We start from the raw sequence: 18,268 nt of genomic DNA, 5'->3' as shown, positions 1-18,268 counted from the left end.
CCCACCAGTCTCATATGAGGTGTGCGGCCTCGCTCACCACGGGGGTCACGCGGTGCGCCAGCCTGCCGACCGGGCCCTCGGGCGTCTCCTGCGCGAGGAGCCGGTGGACGACCGCCATCGTCTCCTCGTCGGTCGCCGCCGTCGCCGCGAGCAGGGCGATCAGATGGTCGATCAGCCAGTCGCGCAGCTCGGCCGCGGCGGGCTGCTTCTCCTCGTCGATCCAGATCAGCGAGGCCGCCTCCACCGCCGCGATCCAGGTCCGCACCATCATCCGCAGCCGGGGGCCCGGCCGGTCCACCCCCAGGTGGACGAAGATCTGCTCCGCCGCGGCCCGCCGCACCTCGTCCACGATCGCGGTCGTCCGGGAGGTCTCGGCGACGCTGCCGCCGCGGAGCAGCGCGCTGAACCCGGCGTCGTGCCCGTCGACGAAGGCCAGATAGCGGTCGAGGACCCGGGCCAGGCGCTCGGTCGGCGGGCCGAGGGGCGGCTCGGCGAAGCACAGCTCCAGCGCGTCGGCGGAGGAGCGCAGCGCCGCCTCGTACAACTGCTGCTTGCCGCCGGGGAAGTAGCGGTAGACGAGCGGCCGCGAGACGCCCGCCGCCTCGGCGACGTCGTCGAGCGAGACCTCGTCCGGGGCCCGGTGCGCGAAGAGCGTCAGGGCGGCGCCGAGGAGCTGCAGGCGCCGTTCCTCGACGCTGAGCCTGCGGTACGCGGGCGGCGCGGCGGGCGCGGACGCGGGCGAGTCGGGCGTGGCGGGGCTGGTCATGCCTGGCAGCGTAACCCCGCCCCGCCGCGCTCAGGCGGTCACGCCAGCAGCCCGGAGGACTTCCACAGCCGCCGCCCGGGGCCCCGCAGGACGCCGATGTCGTCGAGGAAGTCGGTCAGCCGCTTGGCTCCCGACTGCATGACCTCGCGCCGGTGGCCGCTCTCCTTGACCTGGGCGACGGCCTGGCGGCGGTCCAGGCCCACGTTCTCGTACACCTTCGGGTTGACGAAGCAGGTGGAGAAGACGCGGGCGGCCTCGCCGCAGCTGAGCCGGGTGAACTCCTGCTCCCAGCGCGGCGCGGTCACCATCTGGCGCCGCAGCTCCTCGCGGGCGTAGCGGACATGGCGGGCCTCCTCGACCACGTGGATGCGGGTCACCCCGCGCACCAGGGTCTGGACGCGCTCGTCCGGGAAGGTCAGGCGCTGCATCCAGTCGAGGATCTCCTCGCCGAGGAGGGTCGCGGCGAAGGAGCCGGGGGTGGTGGAGACGGTCTTCAGGACGCGGGCGAGGTTGTGGTAGATCCGCGGGACGGGGTAGGCGGGCGCGCCACCCTTCTGGATCATCCGGGCGAACATCATCGAGTGCCGGCATTCGTCGGCTATCTCGGTGAGCGCGTAGCGGACGTGGTTGCTCGTGAGGGACTTGTCGTAGATGTGCCGGACGAGCAGTTGCATGAGGATGATCTCGAACCAGATGCCGAGCGACGCGAGGGAGGCGGCTTCATGGCGGGCGAGGTCCAGCCGCTGTTCCTCGGACATCCGCTTCCACAGCGGGGTGTCGTAGAGGGAGACGAGCTCGGGCGGCCAGAACCACTTGCCCTCCTCGATCGGCGCGTCCCAGTCGAGTTCGGTCTCGGGGTCGAAGGAATGCTTGAGGGAGGACTCCAACAGCCGCTCCGCGACCTGTTCCCGGTCGCGGAGAGGGCCGAGGGCGTCCCGGAGGAGGCGGAAGTCCTGCTCGGTGGGTGCGGTCATGGCGGCGGGGCACCTCGCTGTGCTCGCGGTCGAGTTACCGGCGGTCATCCCTTATGAGACTCCCCGTCAGTAACACCGTCAATCCCCTGTGCGCGACTTGTTGACCCTTTGTCTACCAAGGTGTGAGCTGGGGGACGGCCCACTCACCGTTCGAGTGAAGGAGGCGTCGATGGCGACGCGCGACCTCTGCACGAAGACCCCGGGAGACCCCGTCTGGGCGATTCCGTCGACGGGATCGGCACGTTTCGACTGGGAGTACGCGGACGGCCGCGACCGGCTCCTCGCGCTCTACCAGAAGGGCAAGGACAAGCAGTGGGACGGCGCGAAGCGCATCGACTGGGAGCTGGAGGTCGACCCGTACGACCCGCTCGGCACCCCCGACGAGGCGATGAACGTCTACGGCAGCCGGCACTGGGCCAGGATGACCGAGAAGGACAAGGGCGAGATGCGCAGGCACTACGCCTCCTGGCAGTTCAGCCAGTTCCTCCACGGCGAGCAGGGCGCGATGATCTGCGCCGCCCGGATCGTGGAGTCCGTGCCCGACCTCGACGCCAAGTTCTACTCGGCGACCCAGACGATGGACGAGGCCCGGCACGCGGAGATCTTCGGCCGCTTCCTGCACGAAAAGATCGGGATGGTCTACCCGATCAACGACAGCCTCCAGAGCCTGCTCGGCGACACGCTCAGGGACTCGCGCTGGGACATGCCGTACCTCGGCATGCAGGTGCTCATCGAGGGCCTCGCGCTCGCCGCCTTCGGCATGATCCGCGACACCACGAAGAAGCCGCTGCCCCAGCAGATCCTGGCGTACGTGATGCAGGACGAGGCACGGCACGTGGCCTTCGGCCGGATGGCGCTGCGGGACTACTACCGACAGCTGTCCGACGCGGAGCTGCGGGAGCGCGAGGAGTTCGTGATCGAGGGCTGCTACCTGATGCGCGACCGGCTGCGCGGGGTCGAGGTCCTGGAGAACTTCGGCATCCCGAAGAAGGAGGCGGAGGAGCTGACCGAGCGCTCCGAGTTCCTGCACCTCTTCCGCAAACTGCTGTTCAGCCGGATCGTCCCGTGCGTGAAGGACATCGGACTCTGGGGCGAACGCCTCCAGAAGGCCTACCTGGACATGGGCGTCTTCGACCTCGGTGACTCCAGCCTGGACCTGTTGATGCGTCAGGACGAGGAGGTCGCCGAACGGCTGGACCAGGAGCGGTTCGCGGCGGAGGAGAAGGAGCGGATGGCGGAGGTCGCGGCGGCGATCGAGCAGGGGGCGGGGGCGGAGGCGTAGTCGTAGCTCAGGGAGCCGCCGCCCGGAGGGCCTCCTCCATCACCGCCTTCGCGATCGGCGCCGCGCTGCCGCCCCCACTGATGTCCGTACGGCTCGCCTCCGCGTCCTCGATGACGACGGCCACCGCGACCGCTGGCTGGGCCGCGTCCGCCGCCTGCGCCCAGGCGATGAACCAGGCGTACGGAGTCCCGGTGTTGCCGAGGCCGTGCTGGGCCGTGCCCGTCTTGCCGCCGACCGTCGCCCCGGGGATCGCCGCGTTCGCGCCCGTGCCCTCCTCGACCGCCCTGACCATCAGCCGCTGGAGCTGCGTCGCGGTCGAGGGGCGCATGGCCTGGCGGTAGCTGCTGCGGCCCGTCCGGTGCACCGTCGTTCCGCCCGAGGTCGTCGTGCGGTCGACGAGGTAGGGGTGGGCGATCTCGCCGTTGTTGGCGACGGCCGCCGCCACCATCGCCATCTGCAGCGGCGTCGCCGTCGTGTTGAACTGACCGATCGACGACAGCGCCAGCTGGTCGGCGCTCATGTCCCGGTCGAAGTTGGACCTCGCCACCCACGACGGCACCTTCAGACCCGGGTCGTCGAACCCGAACCGCTCCGCCGCCGCCACCATCCCCGTCAGCCCGATCTTCACCCCGAGCCCGGCCATCACCGTGTTGCACGACCACTGGACCGCGTACGCCAGCGAGGCGTTGCGGCACCCCGTCGCCTCGTTGGGCAGGACCCGCCGGGTGCCGGGCAGGACGAACGGGTCCGGGGTGACGGTCGGCGCGTCGACGTCCGTCACCACACCCGCGTCCAGGGCCGCCGCCGCCGTCACCATCTTGAAGGTGGAGCCGGGCGGATACGTCTGCCGGATCGCCCGGTTCAGCATCGGCTGGTTCGGCGAGGAGTTCAGCCGCGCCCAGGCGTCCTTGACCTCCCGCCCCGTCCCCGAGAGCTCCCCCGGGTCGTACGAAGGGCTGCTGACCAGGGCCAGGATCCGCCCGCTCGACGGCTCGATCGCCGCGACCGCCCCGCGCTTGCCGCCGAGCCCGCGGTAGGCCGCCTCCTGCATCGACGCCCGGATCGTGGTCACCGCGTCCCCGCCCGGCCGCCGCCCCCGGACGACGTCGTTCCAGAACGGCAGCGGCGCCAGCATCGGGTCCGTACCGGAGAGGATCGCGTCCTCGGCGTGCTCCAGGTGTGTGGTGCCGTACGTCTGCGAGGCGTAGCCGGTCACCGGCGCGTACAACGGGCCCTGGGTGTAGGTGCGTTCGAAGCGCAGCTGCTGGCCGCTGTCCCGCGCCCCCGTCACCGGCCGTCCGTCGACGACGATCTCGCCGCGCGGCTGGCCCCAACGGGCGATCGCGGGGCGCCGGTTGGCCGGGTTCTCGTCCAGCGGCCCGGCCTCGAAGACCATCACGCGGGCCGCGTTGACCAGCAGCGCCGCCAGGAGGACGAGGCAGAGCCCGGCCGCGCGCCGGATGTAGGGGATCACCGGACGTCCTGCGTGACCGGCGCGACGATCCCGGTCTCGGCCGGTTCGGGAAGCGGGGCGCGGGCCGAGTCGCTGACCCGGATCAGCAGCGCCACGATGATCCAGTTGGTGACCACGGAGGACCCGCCCTGCGCCAGGAACGGCATCGCCATGCCGGTCAGCGGGATCAGGCCCATCACCCCGCCGGCGATCACGAAGACCTGGAGCGCCACGATCGAGGCGAGGCCGGTCGCCAGCAGCCGCCCGAAGGGATCGCGCAGGGCGAGGCCCGAGCGGTAACCGCGGGCGACGAGCAGCGCGTACAGCAGGAAGAGGGCGGTCAGGCCCACCAGGCCGAGCTCCTCGCCCGCCGTCGCGAGGATGAAGTCGGACTTGGCCGCGAAGCCGATCAGGACGGAGTGCCCGAGCCCGAGCCCGGTGCCGAGCATCCCGCCCGCGGCGAAGGAGAAGAGGGACTGCGCGAGCTGGCCCGGGCCGTCCCCCGCCTCGATCGAGGCGAAGGGGTTCAGCCAGTCCTCGACCCGGCTGTGGACGTGTGGTTCGAGCGAGCCGACCGCGAACGCCCCGACGGCCGCCAGGAGCAGCCCGACCGCGATCCATCCGGTCCGGCCGGTCGCCACGTACAGCATGATCACGAAGAGGCCGAAGAAGAGCAGCGAGGTGCCCAGATCGCGCTCCAGGATCAGCACCCCCACGCTGAGCAGCCAGATCGCGGCGATCGGCCCGAGCACCCGGCCGGTGGGCAGTTGCAGGCGCCAGATCCTGCGGCCGGTGTACGCCAGCGCGTGGCGGTTGGCGGCGAGGTACGCGGCGAAGAAGACGGCCAGCAGGATCTTGGCGAACTCGCCCGGCTGGAAGGAGAGTCCGCCGATCCGGATCCAGATCTTGGCCCCGTTGACGGCCGGGAAGAAGATCGGGACCAGCATCAGGAACAGGGCGGTGGCCATGGAGAGATAGGCGTATCGCTGCAGCACGCGGTGGTCGCGCAGGAGGACGACGACCGTGATGAAGAGCGCCACGCCGAGCGTCGACCAGACCAGCTGGGTGGGCGCGGCCCGGTCCCCGGGCGTCTCCAGGTCGAGCCGGTAGATCAGCACCAGGCCGAGGCCGTTGAGGAGGACCGCGATGGGGAGCAGCAGCGGGTCGGCGTAGGGGGCGCGGAGGCGGACGGCGAGATGGGCGAGGAGCGCGAGCGCGCCGAGACCGGCGCCGTAGCGGGCGGCGTCCGGGGGCACGGCGCCGGTCCTCGCGAGGCCGACGTCCATATAGCCGAAGACGGAGATGAGGACGGCGCAGAGGAGGAGGGAGAGTTCCACGCCGCGGCGCTTCGGGACGCGGAGCCCCGGCGGGGGCGCGTCCGCCGTCGTTGCGGTCATGGTCCGCAACGTAGCAAGCAGTAAGCCTTATGTCCCTTTTGTGTGACGGTGTGCCGTCAGGGGGCCGGTTCCTCCCGGGGATCGGGATCGTCGGCGAACCGTACGTACTCCGGAAGCGTCAGCCGGGCCAGCGCCCCGCCCCCGCCGTCCTCCGGGTCGGCGAGGACCAGCTCCGCGCCGATCACCTCCGCCTGCCCCATCGCGATGGTCAGGCCGAGGCCGTGGCCCTTGCCGCCGCTCTCCGTCCGGAACCTCTGCGGCCCCGACTCCAGCAGATACCGGGGGAAGCCGTCCCCGTGGTCCCGCACGGTCACGACCGGACCCTCCACGGTCAGGACCACCGGCGGAGCGCCGTGCTTGTGCGCGTTGGCGACGAGATTGCCCAGCACCCGCTCCAGGCGCCGCCGGTCCGTCTCGACCGCGGCGTCCCGCACGATCCGGACCTCTGTCGCGGTCCCCGAGGCCCGCACCACCCGGCTCGCGAGCGGGCCGAGGTCGTGCACCGCCAGATCCACCGTCTCGTTGCGGGCGTCGAGCCGCGAGATCTCCAGCAGGTCCTCGGTCAGCGCGCGCATCGCCTTCACCCGGTCCCGTACCAACTCCGAGGGCCGGCCCTCCGGCAGCAGCTCGGCGGCGGCCGAGAGACCGGTCAGCGGCGTGCGCAGCTCGTGCGCCACATCGGCGGTGAAGCGCTGCTCGCTCTGCAGCTTGCGCTGGAGCGAGGAGGCCATCGTGTCCAGCGCCCCGGAGACCGTGGCCACCTCGTCCAGCGGGCGCGAGGAGTCCTTCGTACGGGGGTCGTCGACGCGCGCGTCGAGATCGCCCGCGCTGATCCGCCGGGCCACCTGGGCGGTCAGGTGGAGCCGCCGGGTGACCCGGGTGACCGCGAACGCGCCCACCAGCAGGGTCGCCCCGATGGCCAGGACCGAGGAGCCCACGATCGACCGGTCGAGCCCGCTGATGGTCTGCGCGCTCGCCGACCAGTCCGTCCGTACGGCGAGGGCCCGGCCGTCGGCGGGACCCGCCGCCCACATGGCCGGCCGGCCCTCGTGCTCGGCGACCATCGTGCCGCGCTCGCCCCTGAGGGCGAGCGCGCGCAGCGGGGCGGGCAGGCCCGCCGGGTCGATCCCGGCGGAGCGGGGGAGCGGATCGCCCGCCTCGTAGGCGCGGGCGGCCGCGGTGAGCCGGGTCAGCGCCCGCTCGCGGGAGTCGGCCACGGTCCGCCCGGCCACCGAGACATGGACGAGGACGCCGAGCAGCGCCGCGAGGGCGCAGCACATGACGGTGATGAAGACCGCGGACTTCCAGGTGAGGCTCGCGGTCCAGGCGGGCGGACGGAGCCTCATGGGCGGCCCGCCCCGGACGGCGCGGGGGAGGCGGGCGACGGCGCGGCCGGCGCGGGCGTGGCCGGCGCCGGTGAGGCGGGCAGCGGCGAGTACGGCGCGGGGGAGGCGGGTGCGGGGGAGGCCGTGGGGCCCGGCGGCTTCACGCGGATGATCTCGTCGCGGGTCGCCAGCATCGCGTGCTGCCGCTCGTCCCAGGTCCAGGCGGTGCGGTACTCGTACCCCGGGATGCCGGCCGAGCTGACCCGCATGATCAGGTCCCGTCCCGCCAGATCCACGCTGAGCACCTGGTCGACGGTGGACATGATCCGGGTGAGGCCGCCGTTCTCGGCGAGATAGACCCGCACGCCGACCTGCTGCTCGGGCATGCGGATGCCGACGATCAGCTCGTCGCGGCCGTCGCCGGTCAGATCGCGGTAATAGGGCTTCATCACCGGGCACGCGCCCGGCTCGGCCCCGCACCGGCCGATCCGCCGCGCCGTCTCCTCGTACATGCCGTCCCCGCCGGAGTACGTGTCGGGGCTGGCCCTCACCTCGGCCTGGACCACGGCCACCGGATCCACCCGGTGGACGTCACCGTCCGGGACCGCGATCCCGGGGACCCGCTCGGTGTCGGTCTCGCCGTAGTCGAGCGGTGGGGCGCTCGCGGGCGGCAGATCGGGCCAGAGGCGCACCGGGCCGACCGCGGGGGGCGTGGCGCCCGCGCTCTCGAGGCCGCCCTCGCCGCCGCAGCCGGTGAGCGTGAGCAGCGCCGAGGCGGCGGCCAGGGCCACGGCGGCGGCGAGCGGCAGTCCGCGCGGTCTCACGCTGCTCCTTCGCGGGTTCGGGGGGCCGGGTGACGGTCGGTCTTCCCGTCGGTCTTCCCCCAGACCTTATTCCCAGAGTCACAGGGAAGTCCGTTTTGTCCACCCGGGTCCACCCGGTCCACCCCGGTGCCGTCCGCACCCCTACGGGCGGCCCCGGCCCCGCTCCATGCGGTCGAGGGCCGCGCGGCAGAGCGTCAGCAGCTTCTCGTCCTCGTGGATGTCATGGCTGCCCGAGGCGTTCTCGTGCACGTTGTGGCGGCGCCGGCGGGCCAGTTCCGTACGGATCATCCACTCCGCCTCGGCCGCCGCCGGGCCCATCTCCGCCAGACACTCCGCGATGTCCACGCGCGCGTGCCGGTTCTCCTCCCAGGCCGAGACGAGCACCGGGAGCGTCGATCCGACGTCCCCGGACACCCGCCACAGGGCCGACGCGCTCCGCACCCGCACCCACAGGTCCCGCGCCGCCAGGCCCGGCCGCAGGGCGGGCGCGCTGCGGGCCGCCGCCGGGCCGATCTCACCCAGCGCCACGGCCGCCGCGCACCAGTCGGGATCGGAGGCGCCCGGCCGCAGCCAGTCTTCGAGGGCCGGCAGCACCGCCTCGCGGTCGCCCTCCACCGTCCACAGCGCGAGCCCCGCCTTCGTCGACACCGTGGCAGAACCGCCGTCGAGCAGCGCCCGCAGATCCGGTGTCGCCGCCCGGGCCGCCGGACCGAAGGCGGCGAGGGCGCGCAGCGCCGCCTCCTGCACCCAGTCCCGCCGGTTCGGCGGCGCGCCGCGTAGCACCCGCAGCACCTCGGGAAGGGCCTGGACGCCCCGGATCGAGGTCAGGGCGGAGAGCAGCGGCGCCGCGTGGTCGTAGAGCCGCTCGTCCAGGTCGACCCGGGCGAGCCGGCGGCGCAGCACGGGGGCGAGCGGGACCGCGGCCGGGCCGAGCGCGCCGACCGCGTACAGCAGGTCGCGGCGCACCTCGGGCTCGTCGAGGGCGCGGGCCAGCAGCGGGATCGCCCGCGCGTCCCCGGAGCGGGCGAGCGCGAGCAGTGCCCCGGCGCGCCCGGCCCGCGCCCCCGGCCCGCCCTGGCCCGGCGGACCGCCCCGGCCCAGCGGCTCCCCGGGTCCGGCGGCGAGCCGGGCCGCGAGGGCGTCGGTCGCGGGGGCGGCCAGTTCGAAGAGCCGCTCCAGGAACGAGGCGGCGGCCTCACGGAGCCGGGGCTCGGGGTCGGCGAGCTGCGCCCCGATCAGCCGCACCACCTCGTCGTACCGGCCGCGCCAGACCCGTATCAGACCGCCGCAGAGCCAGATGGCGTCCGAGCGCTGGGAGCGGTCGGGGGAGCGCAGCTGGGCCAGGATCAGCGCGATCCGGTCCTCGACCCGATCGTCGAGCGCGGTGTGCAGGGTCCGCATCAGCTCGTCCGTCCACGGGGTCGGCCGGCCGTCCGCGTGCTCTTCGAACAGCTCGCGGACCTGCCCGATCAGGGTGGGCGTGGACGGCCGGGCGTTCTCGGCGGCGGCCGGCTCGGGCGGCGCGGTCCGCACCGCGTCGAGCAGCTCCGTCACCCGCTCGACGACGTCGTCCGGAACCTCGCCGGGCGCGCAGCGGGCCAGCTGGGCGAGGGCCGCCAGCCGGAGCCCCGGCGCCTGGGCCGCGCGCGTGAGCCAGCCGAGCCAGTCGACGGTCTCCTCCCGCAGGGAGGCGTGCCGCCGCGCGATCCGCCCGACCGCCTCCACCAGGGCCAGCCGTACCTCCGTGTCGCACTCCACCGTCAGCCGCTCCCGCAGCAGGGTGAGCACCCGCGCCGGCTCGGGGTGCAGCGAGGCCAGCGCGCACGGGGCCGCGAGCCGCACCTCGGGGTCCGGGTCGTCCACCAGGCCGAGGAAGACGTCGGCACCGGCGGCGACGGCGGCGGCGGCCATGGCGTAGTTCGCCGCCGGGATGAACTCCTCGTCGTCCGGGTCGAGTTCGTCCAGGGCGTCGTCGCCGCTGAGGTCGATGCCGCCGATGCTGGTCAGCAACTCGATGATGCCGCCGCGGTCCTGGACCTTCGGGTCGGCGACGAGTTCCAGGAGGAAGGGGATGCAGGCGAGCGTCGAGTCGTACACATCGCCCTGGTGGTGCACCGCTCCGTACATGCCGTCGAGGGCGATCTCCCGCTCGGCCGGATCGGGCGAGGCGAGCCCGTGCAGCAGCCCCGGCACATCGTCCGCGGGTCCGTACGCATGGCCCAGCGAGGCCCAGTCGACCTCCTCGATCCCCGTCAGCATGCCGGCCGCCGCCTTCCCCGTGAGCGCTGTACCAGGCAGCAAGTGTGCACCACCGCACCGTCAACCAGGACCCGCTGACCGGACGCGGTCCGCGAAGGGCTCACGGGGCGCACGCTTTGCGCCATCTGCCGGAGCAGCGCGCCGACTTGACGACAGACCGGGGTTCACTCGCCGAGGCACGGGCGCATCGCGCGGCCGGGTCACTCGGTCGTGCGGAGCCGTTCGACGGTCACCAGGGCGTGCCGGGTCGTGCCCTGGGCCACCTCCGCCAGGACGATCCCCGCCGGCACCTTCCGGTACTCCACCTCGCCCTTGCCGACCGCCATGGCGACCCCGCTGCCCTCCGTCAGACCGCCCAGCTCCGCCCCCGCCCGCATCCGGAGTCCGGGGGCCAGCGGGCGGGAGACCACGGGTGTGTCGTCGTCCGGCAGCACGAGGACCAGGGCGTCCGGCCGCTGGGCGCTCCCGGTGAAGCCGACGACGGCGGCCTCCCGGGTGTCGGTGTGCCGTAGCTTGCGCCACGCGCGCGTGCCGCCGCGATAGGCCTGGTCGAGCCGCTTGACCACCAGACCCTCGAGCCCGCTCCCGGTCAGCGTCTCGAACCAGAGGGCGGCCACCTCCGGGTCGGTGGTCATCGGCACCGGCTGCAGCGGCGGGCCCAGCGGCCCGAGCACCGCGACCAGCCTTTCGCGCCGCCGCTCGTAGCGCAGCGGCCGCAGATCGCGGCCGCCCTCCGCCAGCAGGTCGAAGGCGGCGTACGAGGCGGGCAGCCGGCGCGCCAGGGCGGGCGCCCGCGCCGGGGTGGCCGCCGCGCGCGCCTGGACGGCGGCGAAGTCGGTCTTCCCGCCGGTCCACACCACCACCTCCCCGTCCAGGACCACCCCCTCCGGGAGGCCGCGCGCCGCCGTCGCCAGGTCGGGGAAGGCGGAGGTGACGATCCGCCCGGAGCGGGCCTGGAGGACGACCCGCTCCCCTTCGTACCGGAAGATCACCACCCGGTGGCCGTCGAACTTCGGCTCGTAGGCGAGCCCGGGGCCGCGCGGCAGCGTGGCGACGGAGTGGGCGAGGGCGACCTTCAGGGGCGGGTCGAGCGCCGGCGGGATCACGGCGATCACGGCAGGGTCCCGGCCCGGTCCGGGTCGAAGAGGGGGGCGAGCAGATCCCCGTACCGCTCCAGACGTGGCGCGATGTCGTCCATCAGGAGGACCAGCCGCCGCGGGTCGTCGCACTCCTCGACCTCCTCCCAGGTGACGGGCGCGGAGACGGTGGGCAGCGGCCGGGCGCGCAGCGTGTAGGGCGTGGCGGTGGTCTTGGCGGCGGCGTTCTGGCTGTGGTCGACGAAGACCTTCCCGGGCCGCAGCGCCTTGGCCATCCGGTGCACGATCAGGCCGGGGTGGTCCGCCTCCGCCTCGACGGCGAGCCGCTTGGCGTACGCCGACACCTCCTCGGACGGGGTCGGCTCCAGCGGTACGAGCAGGTGCAGGCCCTTGGCCCCGGAGGTCTTGGCGAAGGCCTCCAGGCCGTCGTCCGCCAGCCGCTCGCGCAGCCAGCGCGCCACCAGGCAGCACTCCACGACGGTCGCCGGGGGCCCGGGGTCGAGGTCGAGGACGAGCCGGTCGGCGACGGCGGGGGAGTCGCTCCGCCACTGCGGCGTGTGGAACTCCACGACCAGGTTCGCCGCCCACATCAGCGAGGGCAGGTCCTGGACCACCACCTGCCGGGCGCGGGGCTCGTCGGAGCGGGGGACGGGCGTGGTCGTCACCCAGGCGGGTGTGCCGGGCGGGGGGTTCTTCGTGAAGAAGAGCTGTCCCTCGGGACCGTCCGGATAGCGCAGGAAGGACACCGGGCGGTCACGCAGATGGGGGAGGAACACGGCCCCGACGGTGGCGTAGTAGTGCAGCAGCTCGCCCTTGGTGGTCCCGGTGGCCGGGTGGAGGACCTTGTCCAGATTGCTGAGCGCCAGGCGCCGCCCCTCCACCTCTGTGATCGGCGTCATACGATGAGAATCCCACGAATCCGGCATATCCGTGCAATCTCGGCGAAAGGGATGAAACGTGCGGTCCATCTGGAACGGCGCCATTTCCTTCGGTCTTGTCAGCATCCCGATCAAGCTGGTGAACGCCACCGAGAGCCGGTCCGTGTCCTTCCGCCAGATCCACACCGAGGACGGCGGACGCATCCGCTACCGCAAGGTGTGCGAGCTGGACGGCGAGGAGGTCTCCCAGGCGGAGATCGGCAAGGCCTACGAGGACGCCGACGGGACCATGATCCCGATCACCGACGAGGACCTGGCCTCGCTGCCGCTGCCGACGGCGAAGACGATCGAGATCGTCGCCTTCGTGCCGGCCTCGGAGATCGACCCGCTCCAGATGGACGCCGCGTACTACCTCTCGGCGAACGGCGTACCGGCCGCCAAGCCGTACACCCTGCTGCGCGAGGCCCTCAAGCGCAGCGACAAGGTGGCCGTCGCCAAGTACGCGCTGCGGGGGCGGGAGCGGCTCGGGATGCTCCGGGTCGTGGACGACGTCATCGCCATGCACGGGCTGCTCTGGCCGGACGAGATCCGCGCCCCCGAGGGGGTGGCCCCGGAGACCCCCGTCTCGGTCCGCGAGGCCGAACTCGACCTGGCGGACGCCCTGATGGCCACGCTCGGCGACGTCGACATCAGCACCCTGCACGACGACTACCGGGAGGCGGTCGAGGAGATGATCGCCGCCAAGGCGGAGGGCGGCGAGGCGGTGGCGCCCCCGGAGCCCGCCGAGGAGGGCGGCGGCAGGGTCATCGACCTGATGGCGGCCCTCGAGAACAGCGTCCGCGCGGCGAAGGAGGCGCGCGGGGAGGCGGGCGTGGCGGGGGTGACCGAGCTCAAGCCCCGCGAGGCGGCGGCGCGCACGCCGAAGGAGACCGAGGCGAAGAAGTCCACGGCGAGAACGGCGGCGAAGAAGACGGCGGCCCCGGCCCGGAAGTCGACGGCGAAGACCGCGACGGGCGGCAAGGCGGCCTCCAAGTCCCCGGCCACCAAGTCGACGGCGAAGAAGTCGGCCGCCAAGGGGACGGCTGCCAAGAAGACCGCCGGAAAGGCCGAGAAGGCCGAGAAGGCAGAGAAGGGCGAGAAGACCGCCGAGAAGAAGACGACGGCGAAGAAGACCACTCCCCGCAAGCGTTCGGCGTAGTTCCGGCTGCCGGCCCGCCCGGACCGCCCGGCCCGCCCGCGGGCCGGGCGGTCGTCTATGTCCCCAGCAGCTCCCGCAGTGAGCGCTTCATCGCCGCCACGAACGCCTCCCGCTCCTCCTCGCCCACCAGGTCGAGCGAGAGGTACGGATTGAGGTCCTCCAGCTCCACGAGCAGCAGCTCCCCGTCCGGCGCCCGGCAGGCGTCGACGCGCTGGATGCCGTACGGCAGGTCGTTCCAGTCCACGAACCGCCGGGCGAACTCCAGGTCCGCGGCCGTCGGTTCGTACGGCGTGAGCACCCAGCGCGCCTCGGGGTCCGGCGCGTACAGCGCGTACTGGAAGTCCCGCCCGACGAAATAGAAGGACACCTCGTACGCGAAGGGAATGCGGGGCTGTACGAGCATGCCGGCGGGGTCCACGTCCGCCAGCCGCTCCCGTCCCACGAACCGCAGGCCGACCGAGTCGGCGCCGAGGAGCGGTTTCACGACGTACGCGTCGGCCTCGGGCAGCAGCGCGAACTCCTCGCGTCGCCCGGCCGTGGGAATGACCGGAAATCCCTCCCTCGACAGGTCGAGCAGATAGGCCTTCCCCGCCATGTCCCCCTTGCCCGAAAGGGAGTTGAAGACGCGTATGTCCTTGTCGCGGGCGGCGGCGCGGAACGCGTCGTACGCCTCCCGGTAGTGGAGGACGGGCCCGCTGTTGCGGACGACGACGGCGTCGAAGCGGTCCATCAGCGCGACGGCGTCCAGCGGGTGGCAGAGCGCGACGTCGAACTCCTCGCGCAGCCGGCCGCTCAGCCAGATGTCCTCGTCGCAGTAGCGGCGTCCGCGCGCCTGATAGCCGAGGTCGGTGACGTACAGAAGGGTGCCCATGCCGGTATCCAACCAGGCTCCTCGGTGGGCCGAATCGGTCGCATAACGGACTCCACTCTTCGTCCTCCGGACAACTGATGGTCAAATCCTTGTTGCAGACCTGTCAAAAAGGCCGGATCGCTGGCACTCTCGCTGCCGCGTCACCCCCCACAGCATCAGCGAAGGAGCCCGCGTGACCCGCCTGCAGTCCTCGCACCACCGCCCCTCGGCGCGCACCACCGTCCGCGCCGCCGCCCTGCTCGCCTCGGCCGCCATGGTCGTCGTCGGCGTCCAGGGCGGAACGGCCGGCGCCGCCACCGACCGTGAGGCCGGCGCCACCGCGCTCGTGCTCTCCGCCGGCGAGCGCGCCGCCGCGATCAAGGGCGCACAGGCCGATGCCGCCGCCACCGCCAGGGCGATCGGCCTGTCGGGCCAGGAGAAGCTCGTCGTCCGGGACGTCGTCAAGGACGCCGACGGCACCGTCCACACCCGCTACGAGCGCACCTACGAGGGGATCCCCGTCCTCGGCGGCGACCTCGTCGTGCACCAGAAGAAGAACGGCGCCCGCTCCACCACCAAGGCGACCGGCGCCCGGATATCCGTGCCCGGCACGGCCGCCGCCGTCTCCGCGGACACCGCGAAGAAGTCCGCGGTCGCCTCCGCCGAGGCGAAGGACGCCACCGCGTCGAGCGCCCGCAAGGTGATCTGGGCGGCCACCGGAAAGCCCACCCTCGCCTGGGAGACCGTCGTCACCGGCGTCCAGGCCGACGGCACCCCGAGCGAGCGCCACGTCGTCACCGACGCCGCCACCGGCAAGGAGCTGTACGCCTACGAGGCCATCGAGACCGGCTCCGGCCACAGCCAGTACGCCGGCGACGTCACCCTCGGCACCGCCCCCTCGTACACGCTGACCGACACCGCCCGCGGCGGCCACAAGACGTACGACCTGAACGGCGCCACCAGCGGCACCGGGACGCTCTTCACCGACGCCGACGACGTCTGGGGCGACGGCACCCCCCTCAACCGCCAGACCGCCGCCGTCGACGCCCACTACGGCGCCGCCCTCACCTGGGACTTCTACAAGAACGAGCTGGGCCGCAACGGCATCCGCGGCGACGGTGTCGCCGCCCACTCCCGCGTCCACTACGGCAACGCGTACGTCAACGCCTTCTGGTCCGACCAGTGCTTCTGCATGACGTACGGCGACGGCGCGGGCAACGCCAAGCCGCTCACCTCGATCGACGTGGCCGGGCACGAGATGACCCACGGCCTGACCTCCGCCACGGCGGGGCTGCGCTACAGCCGCGAGTCCGGCGGCCTCAACGAGGCCACCTCGGACATCCTCGGCACCTCGGTCGAGTTCTTCGCGAACAACGCGTCCGACGCGGGCGACTACCTCATCGGCGAGAAGATCGACATCCGCGGCAACGGCACCCCGCTGCGGTACATGGACAAGCCGAGCCGCGACGGCAACTCCCGTGACTACTGGGACCGCAACCTCGGCCGCCTGGACGTCCACTACTCCTCCGGCCCGGCGAACCACTTCTTCTACCTGCTCTCCGAGGGCAGCGGCGCCAAGACGATCAACGGCGTCAGCTACGACTCGCCGACCTACGACGGTGTCCCCGTCACCGGGATCGGCCGGGTCAAGGCGTACAGGATCTGGTACAAGGCGCTGTCCACGTACATGACCTCGTCCACGGACTACGCGGGCGCGCGCACGGCCACCCTCCAGGCGGCCGGCGACCTCTACGGCGCGGGGAGCGCCGAGCGGGCGGCGGTGGCCTCGGCCTGGAACGCGATCAACGTGAAGTGATCGACGTGAAGTGATCGACGTGAAGTGATCACCGGGCGCAGCCCCCCGGGGCCGTGCGGCACCCCGCCGCACGGCCCTTCGCCGTACCGGCCCGCTACGGGTGTGCCCTCACACCCTGGACCGGGAGACCAGCGAGTCCCACATCGCCATCGCATAGTCCACCGTCGAGGAGAGCCGCTCCGGGGACACCCCGTCCCGCGACTCGATCGACATGCCGTGCAGGATCGTCGCGTAGAAGGCGGCGACGCTCCGGACGTCGGTGCCCGGCGCCAACTCGCCCTCCTCCAGCGCCCTTTCGAGGCGCTCCTCCAGATCCGCCACCGTGGACCTGCGCCACCAGGTCAAGTGCTCGGCGACCGGCCGGTTCTGGGTGCCGCAGTTCGTCGCCGCCAGCACGATCATGCAGCCGCTCGGCGTCCCGGGGTCGGCGAACGTGTCGATGTTGCCGCGCAGCATCGCCTCCACCGCCGCCCGCGCCGTCGGCGCCTCGCGCAGCGCCCGGCTCGTCGCCGAGCCGGTCGTGTCGTTGTAGAAGGCCACCGCCTCGCGGAACAACTGCTCCTTGGAACCGAAGGTGTTGTAGAGGCTGGCGGAGTTGATGCCCATGGCTTCGGTCAGGTCGGTCAGCCTGGTGCCTTCGTAGCCCAGCTCCCAGAACGTCTCCATCGCACGCCGCAGCGCCGCCGTGCGATCGAACGCGCGCGGCCTCCCCCGTTCGGACATGACATCTCCTCAGAATTTCCTTGACCGTGCGAAGCAAGGGCTGTTAAGTACTTCTGGATCGTCCAGCCCAAAAATAGTTTAACGCGAGACGCGAATGGAGCGACATGCCTCAGCTTGATGGCAAGGTGGCACTGGTGACAGGGGGAAGCCGCGGGATAGGAGCCGCGATCGCCCTCCGGCTGGCCCAGGAGGGAGCGGACGTCGCGCTGACCTACGTCAGCGCCGCGGACAAGGCACGGGAAGTCGTCAAGTCCATCGAGGCCTTAGGCCGCAAGGGGCTGGCCCTCCAGGCCGACAGCGCAGACCCGGCGGCGGTCGTCGAGTCGGTCGAGCGGGCGGCGGCCGAGTTCGGCCGTATCGACATCCTGGTCAACAACGCCGGCATCTTCCCGTACGGCCCGATCGGGGACGTGACCCTGGAAGAGATCGACCGGACGCTCGCCATCCATGTGCGCGCCGTCTTCCTCTCCACCCAGGCCGCCCTGCGGCACATGGGGGAGGGCGGCAGGATCATCAGCGTCGGCAGCTGCTGGGCCAACCGCGTGCCGGTGCCCGACGTGACGCTGTACGCCATGAGCAAGTCGGCCCTCATCGGCTTCACCAAGGGCCTCGCCCACGACGTGGCGCCGCAGGGCATCACCGCCAACATCGTCGACCCCGGCCCGACGGTCACCGACATGAACCCCGACGGCACGGAGGAGGCCGAGGAGGAGCGTCAGCGGACCGCCGCCAAGAGGCTCGGCGCGGGCGCCGACACCGCGGGGGCCGTGGCCTTCCTCGCGGGTCCGGACGCCCAGTGGATCACCGGGACGTCACTGGCGGTCGACGGTGGCTACGCCGCCTGACCAGGCCGGTGCGGCGAGCGACACGAGAGCGAAGGCGGGCGCGATGGCATGGGCGATCCTGACGCTGGCCGGTCTCCTGGAGATCGTATGGGCCCTGGCGCTCAAGGAGTCGAACGGCTTCACCAGGCTGTGGCCGAGCGTCATCGGCATCTTCTTCTCCGCCCTCAGCTTCGTGCTGCTCACCTTCGCGCTGCGCGACGTGCCGGTGGGCACGGGCTACGCGGTCTGGGTCGGCATCGGGGCCGCGGGCGTGGTCGTCGCGGGCCTCGTCACCGGCGAGACCGCGTCAGCCGCCCGGATCGCCTGCATCGTGGCGATCATCGGCGGAGTCGTCGGGCTGCGGCTTCTGGAGGCATGACGAGACCCTGAGCCCGGCGCGCGCGACGACCGCATCCAGGTCCTCCTCCCGCGATGGAGGACCTGGATGCGCACGCATGCCGCAAGAGAAAAGAGAAGACCGCGCACGGGGGATTTTCACCCACCATCGGAATCCCGCCAGCCGAGAGGCTCCCCCGCCGTTCCACGCTCGAATCCGCTTTACTTCATGCTGACTCGACCTCTTGGGCTCTACGTTACGGGGG

16 protein-coding genes are annotated in these 18,268 nt (G+C 72.4%); 5 read left to right on the top strand and 11 right to left on the bottom strand.

Annotation, left to right across the window (positions count from 1 at the left end; all coding sequences use genetic code 11):
* Window positions 1-10: 10 nt before the first annotated feature.
* Both ACF06X_RS21290 and ACF06X_RS21285 read right to left on the bottom strand, forming a co-directional pair.
* Complete coding sequence (locus ACF06X_RS21290) at window positions 11-766, bottom strand: TetR/AcrR family transcriptional regulator (RefSeq protein ID WP_392288819.1); 756 nt, start codon at window positions 764-766, stop codon at window positions 11-13.
* 38 nt (window positions 767-804) lie between these two features.
* The gene (locus tag ACF06X_RS21285) at window positions 805-1,740 is read right to left on the bottom strand and encodes a diiron oxygenase (protein ID WP_392288818.1); all 936 of its coding nucleotides are present in this window, start codon (window positions 1,738-1,740) and stop codon (window positions 805-807) included.
* A 169-nt stretch (window positions 1,741-1,909) separates the two neighbouring features.
* Here ACF06X_RS21285 and ACF06X_RS21280 point away from each other — a divergent pair, with 169 nt between their 5' ends.
* Window positions 1,910-3,022, top strand: a complete 1,113-nt coding sequence (locus ACF06X_RS21280) for a ferritin-like domain-containing protein (RefSeq protein WP_392288817.1) — start codon at window positions 1,910-1,912, stop codon at window positions 3,020-3,022.
* A gap of 7 nt (window positions 3,023-3,029) precedes the next feature.
* Here ACF06X_RS21280 and ACF06X_RS21275 read toward each other — a convergent pair whose 3' ends face one another.
* The 7 genes from ACF06X_RS21275 to ligD all read right to left on the bottom strand — a co-directional run bounded on the left by ACF06X_RS21275 (window position 3,030) and on the right by ligD (window position 12,276).
* Window positions 3,030-4,496 (bottom strand): penicillin-binding transpeptidase domain-containing protein, encoded by a 1,467-nt coding sequence (locus tag ACF06X_RS21275; RefSeq protein ID WP_392288816.1) that lies wholly within the window; start codon window positions 4,494-4,496, stop codon window positions 3,030-3,032.
* A complete protein-coding gene (locus ACF06X_RS21270; RefSeq protein ID WP_392288815.1) occupies window positions 4,493-5,872 on the bottom strand; it encodes an FtsW/RodA/SpoVE family cell cycle protein in 1,380 nt (459 codons plus the stop codon). Before ACF06X_RS21270 ends, ACF06X_RS21275 begins: the two co-directional genes overlap by 4 nt.
* A 56-nt stretch (window positions 5,873-5,928) precedes the next feature.
* Window positions 5,929-7,218, bottom strand: coding sequence for an ATP-binding protein (locus ACF06X_RS21265; protein ID WP_392288814.1), 1,290 nt, complete (start codon window positions 7,216-7,218; stop codon window positions 5,929-5,931).
* Window positions 7,215-8,021 carry a hypothetical protein gene (locus ACF06X_RS21260; RefSeq protein ID WP_392288813.1) on the bottom strand — a complete coding sequence of 269 codons (807 nt, stop codon included), beginning with the start codon at window positions 8,019-8,021 and terminating at the stop codon, window positions 7,215-7,217. Before ACF06X_RS21260 ends, ACF06X_RS21265 begins: the two co-directional genes overlap by 4 nt.
* Window positions 8,022-8,162: 141 nt before the next feature.
* The gene (locus ACF06X_RS21255) at window positions 8,163-10,280 is read right to left on the bottom strand and encodes a HEAT repeat domain-containing protein (protein ID WP_392289036.1); all 2,118 of its coding nucleotides are present in this window, start codon (window positions 10,278-10,280) and stop codon (window positions 8,163-8,165) included.
* 200 nt (window positions 10,281-10,480) lie between these two features.
* Window positions 10,481-11,395, bottom strand: coding sequence for an ATP-dependent DNA ligase (locus tag ACF06X_RS21250; RefSeq protein WP_392288812.1), 915 nt, complete (start codon window positions 11,393-11,395; stop codon window positions 10,481-10,483).
* Window positions 11,392-12,276, bottom strand: coding sequence for a non-homologous end-joining DNA ligase (ligD, locus tag ACF06X_RS21245; protein WP_392288811.1), 885 nt, complete (start codon window positions 12,274-12,276; stop codon window positions 11,392-11,394). Before ligD ends, ACF06X_RS21250 begins: the two co-directional genes overlap by 4 nt.
* Window positions 12,277-12,334: 58 nt before the next feature.
* On the opposite strand from ligD, the gene ACF06X_RS21240 reads away from it, so the two are divergent.
* A complete protein-coding gene (locus ACF06X_RS21240; protein ID WP_392288810.1) occupies window positions 12,335-13,453 on the top strand; it encodes a Ku protein in 1,119 nt (372 codons plus the stop codon).
* 55 nt (window positions 13,454-13,508) lie between these two features.
* Here ACF06X_RS21240 and ACF06X_RS21235 read toward each other — a convergent pair whose 3' ends face one another.
* Window positions 13,509-14,324 carry a hypothetical protein gene (locus tag ACF06X_RS21235; RefSeq protein ID WP_392288809.1) on the bottom strand — a complete coding sequence of 272 codons (816 nt, stop codon included), beginning with the start codon at window positions 14,322-14,324 and terminating at the stop codon, window positions 13,509-13,511.
* Between the two features lie 253 nt (window positions 14,325-14,577).
* Here ACF06X_RS21235 and ACF06X_RS21230 point away from each other — a divergent pair, with 253 nt between their 5' ends.
* On the top strand, window positions 14,578-16,119 hold the full coding sequence (locus ACF06X_RS21230) for a M4 family metallopeptidase (protein ID WP_392289035.1): 1,542 nt from the start codon (window positions 14,578-14,580) through the stop codon (window positions 16,117-16,119).
* Between the two features lie 108 nt (window positions 16,120-16,227).
* On the opposite strand, the gene ACF06X_RS21225 is transcribed toward ACF06X_RS21230, so the two are convergent.
* Entirely contained in the window at window positions 16,228-16,842 is a 615-nt protein-coding gene (locus tag ACF06X_RS21225) for a TetR/AcrR family transcriptional regulator (RefSeq protein ID WP_392288808.1), read from the bottom strand.
* Between the two features lie 104 nt (window positions 16,843-16,946).
* On the opposite strand from ACF06X_RS21225, the gene ACF06X_RS21220 reads away from it, so the two are divergent.
* Window positions 16,947-17,687: an SDR family NAD(P)-dependent oxidoreductase gene (locus ACF06X_RS21220; protein ID WP_392288807.1), complete on the top strand. Its 741-nt coding sequence runs from the start codon at window positions 16,947-16,949 to the stop codon at window positions 17,685-17,687.
* A 43-nt stretch (window positions 17,688-17,730) separates the two neighbouring features.
* Window positions 17,731-18,045, top strand: coding sequence for a multidrug efflux SMR transporter (locus ACF06X_RS21215; RefSeq protein WP_158990409.1), 315 nt, complete (start codon window positions 17,731-17,733; stop codon window positions 18,043-18,045).
* The last annotated feature ends 223 nt before the right edge of the window (window positions 18,046-18,268 follow it).

It is taken from the genome of Streptomyces sp. NPDC015346 (genome assembly GCF_043078785.1).
GTDB lineage: Bacteria > Actinomycetota > Actinomycetes > Streptomycetales > Streptomycetaceae > Streptomyces.
The sequence above is the reverse complement of the archived record's forward strand: the minus strand, read 5'-3'. Positions and strand labels throughout refer to the sequence as shown.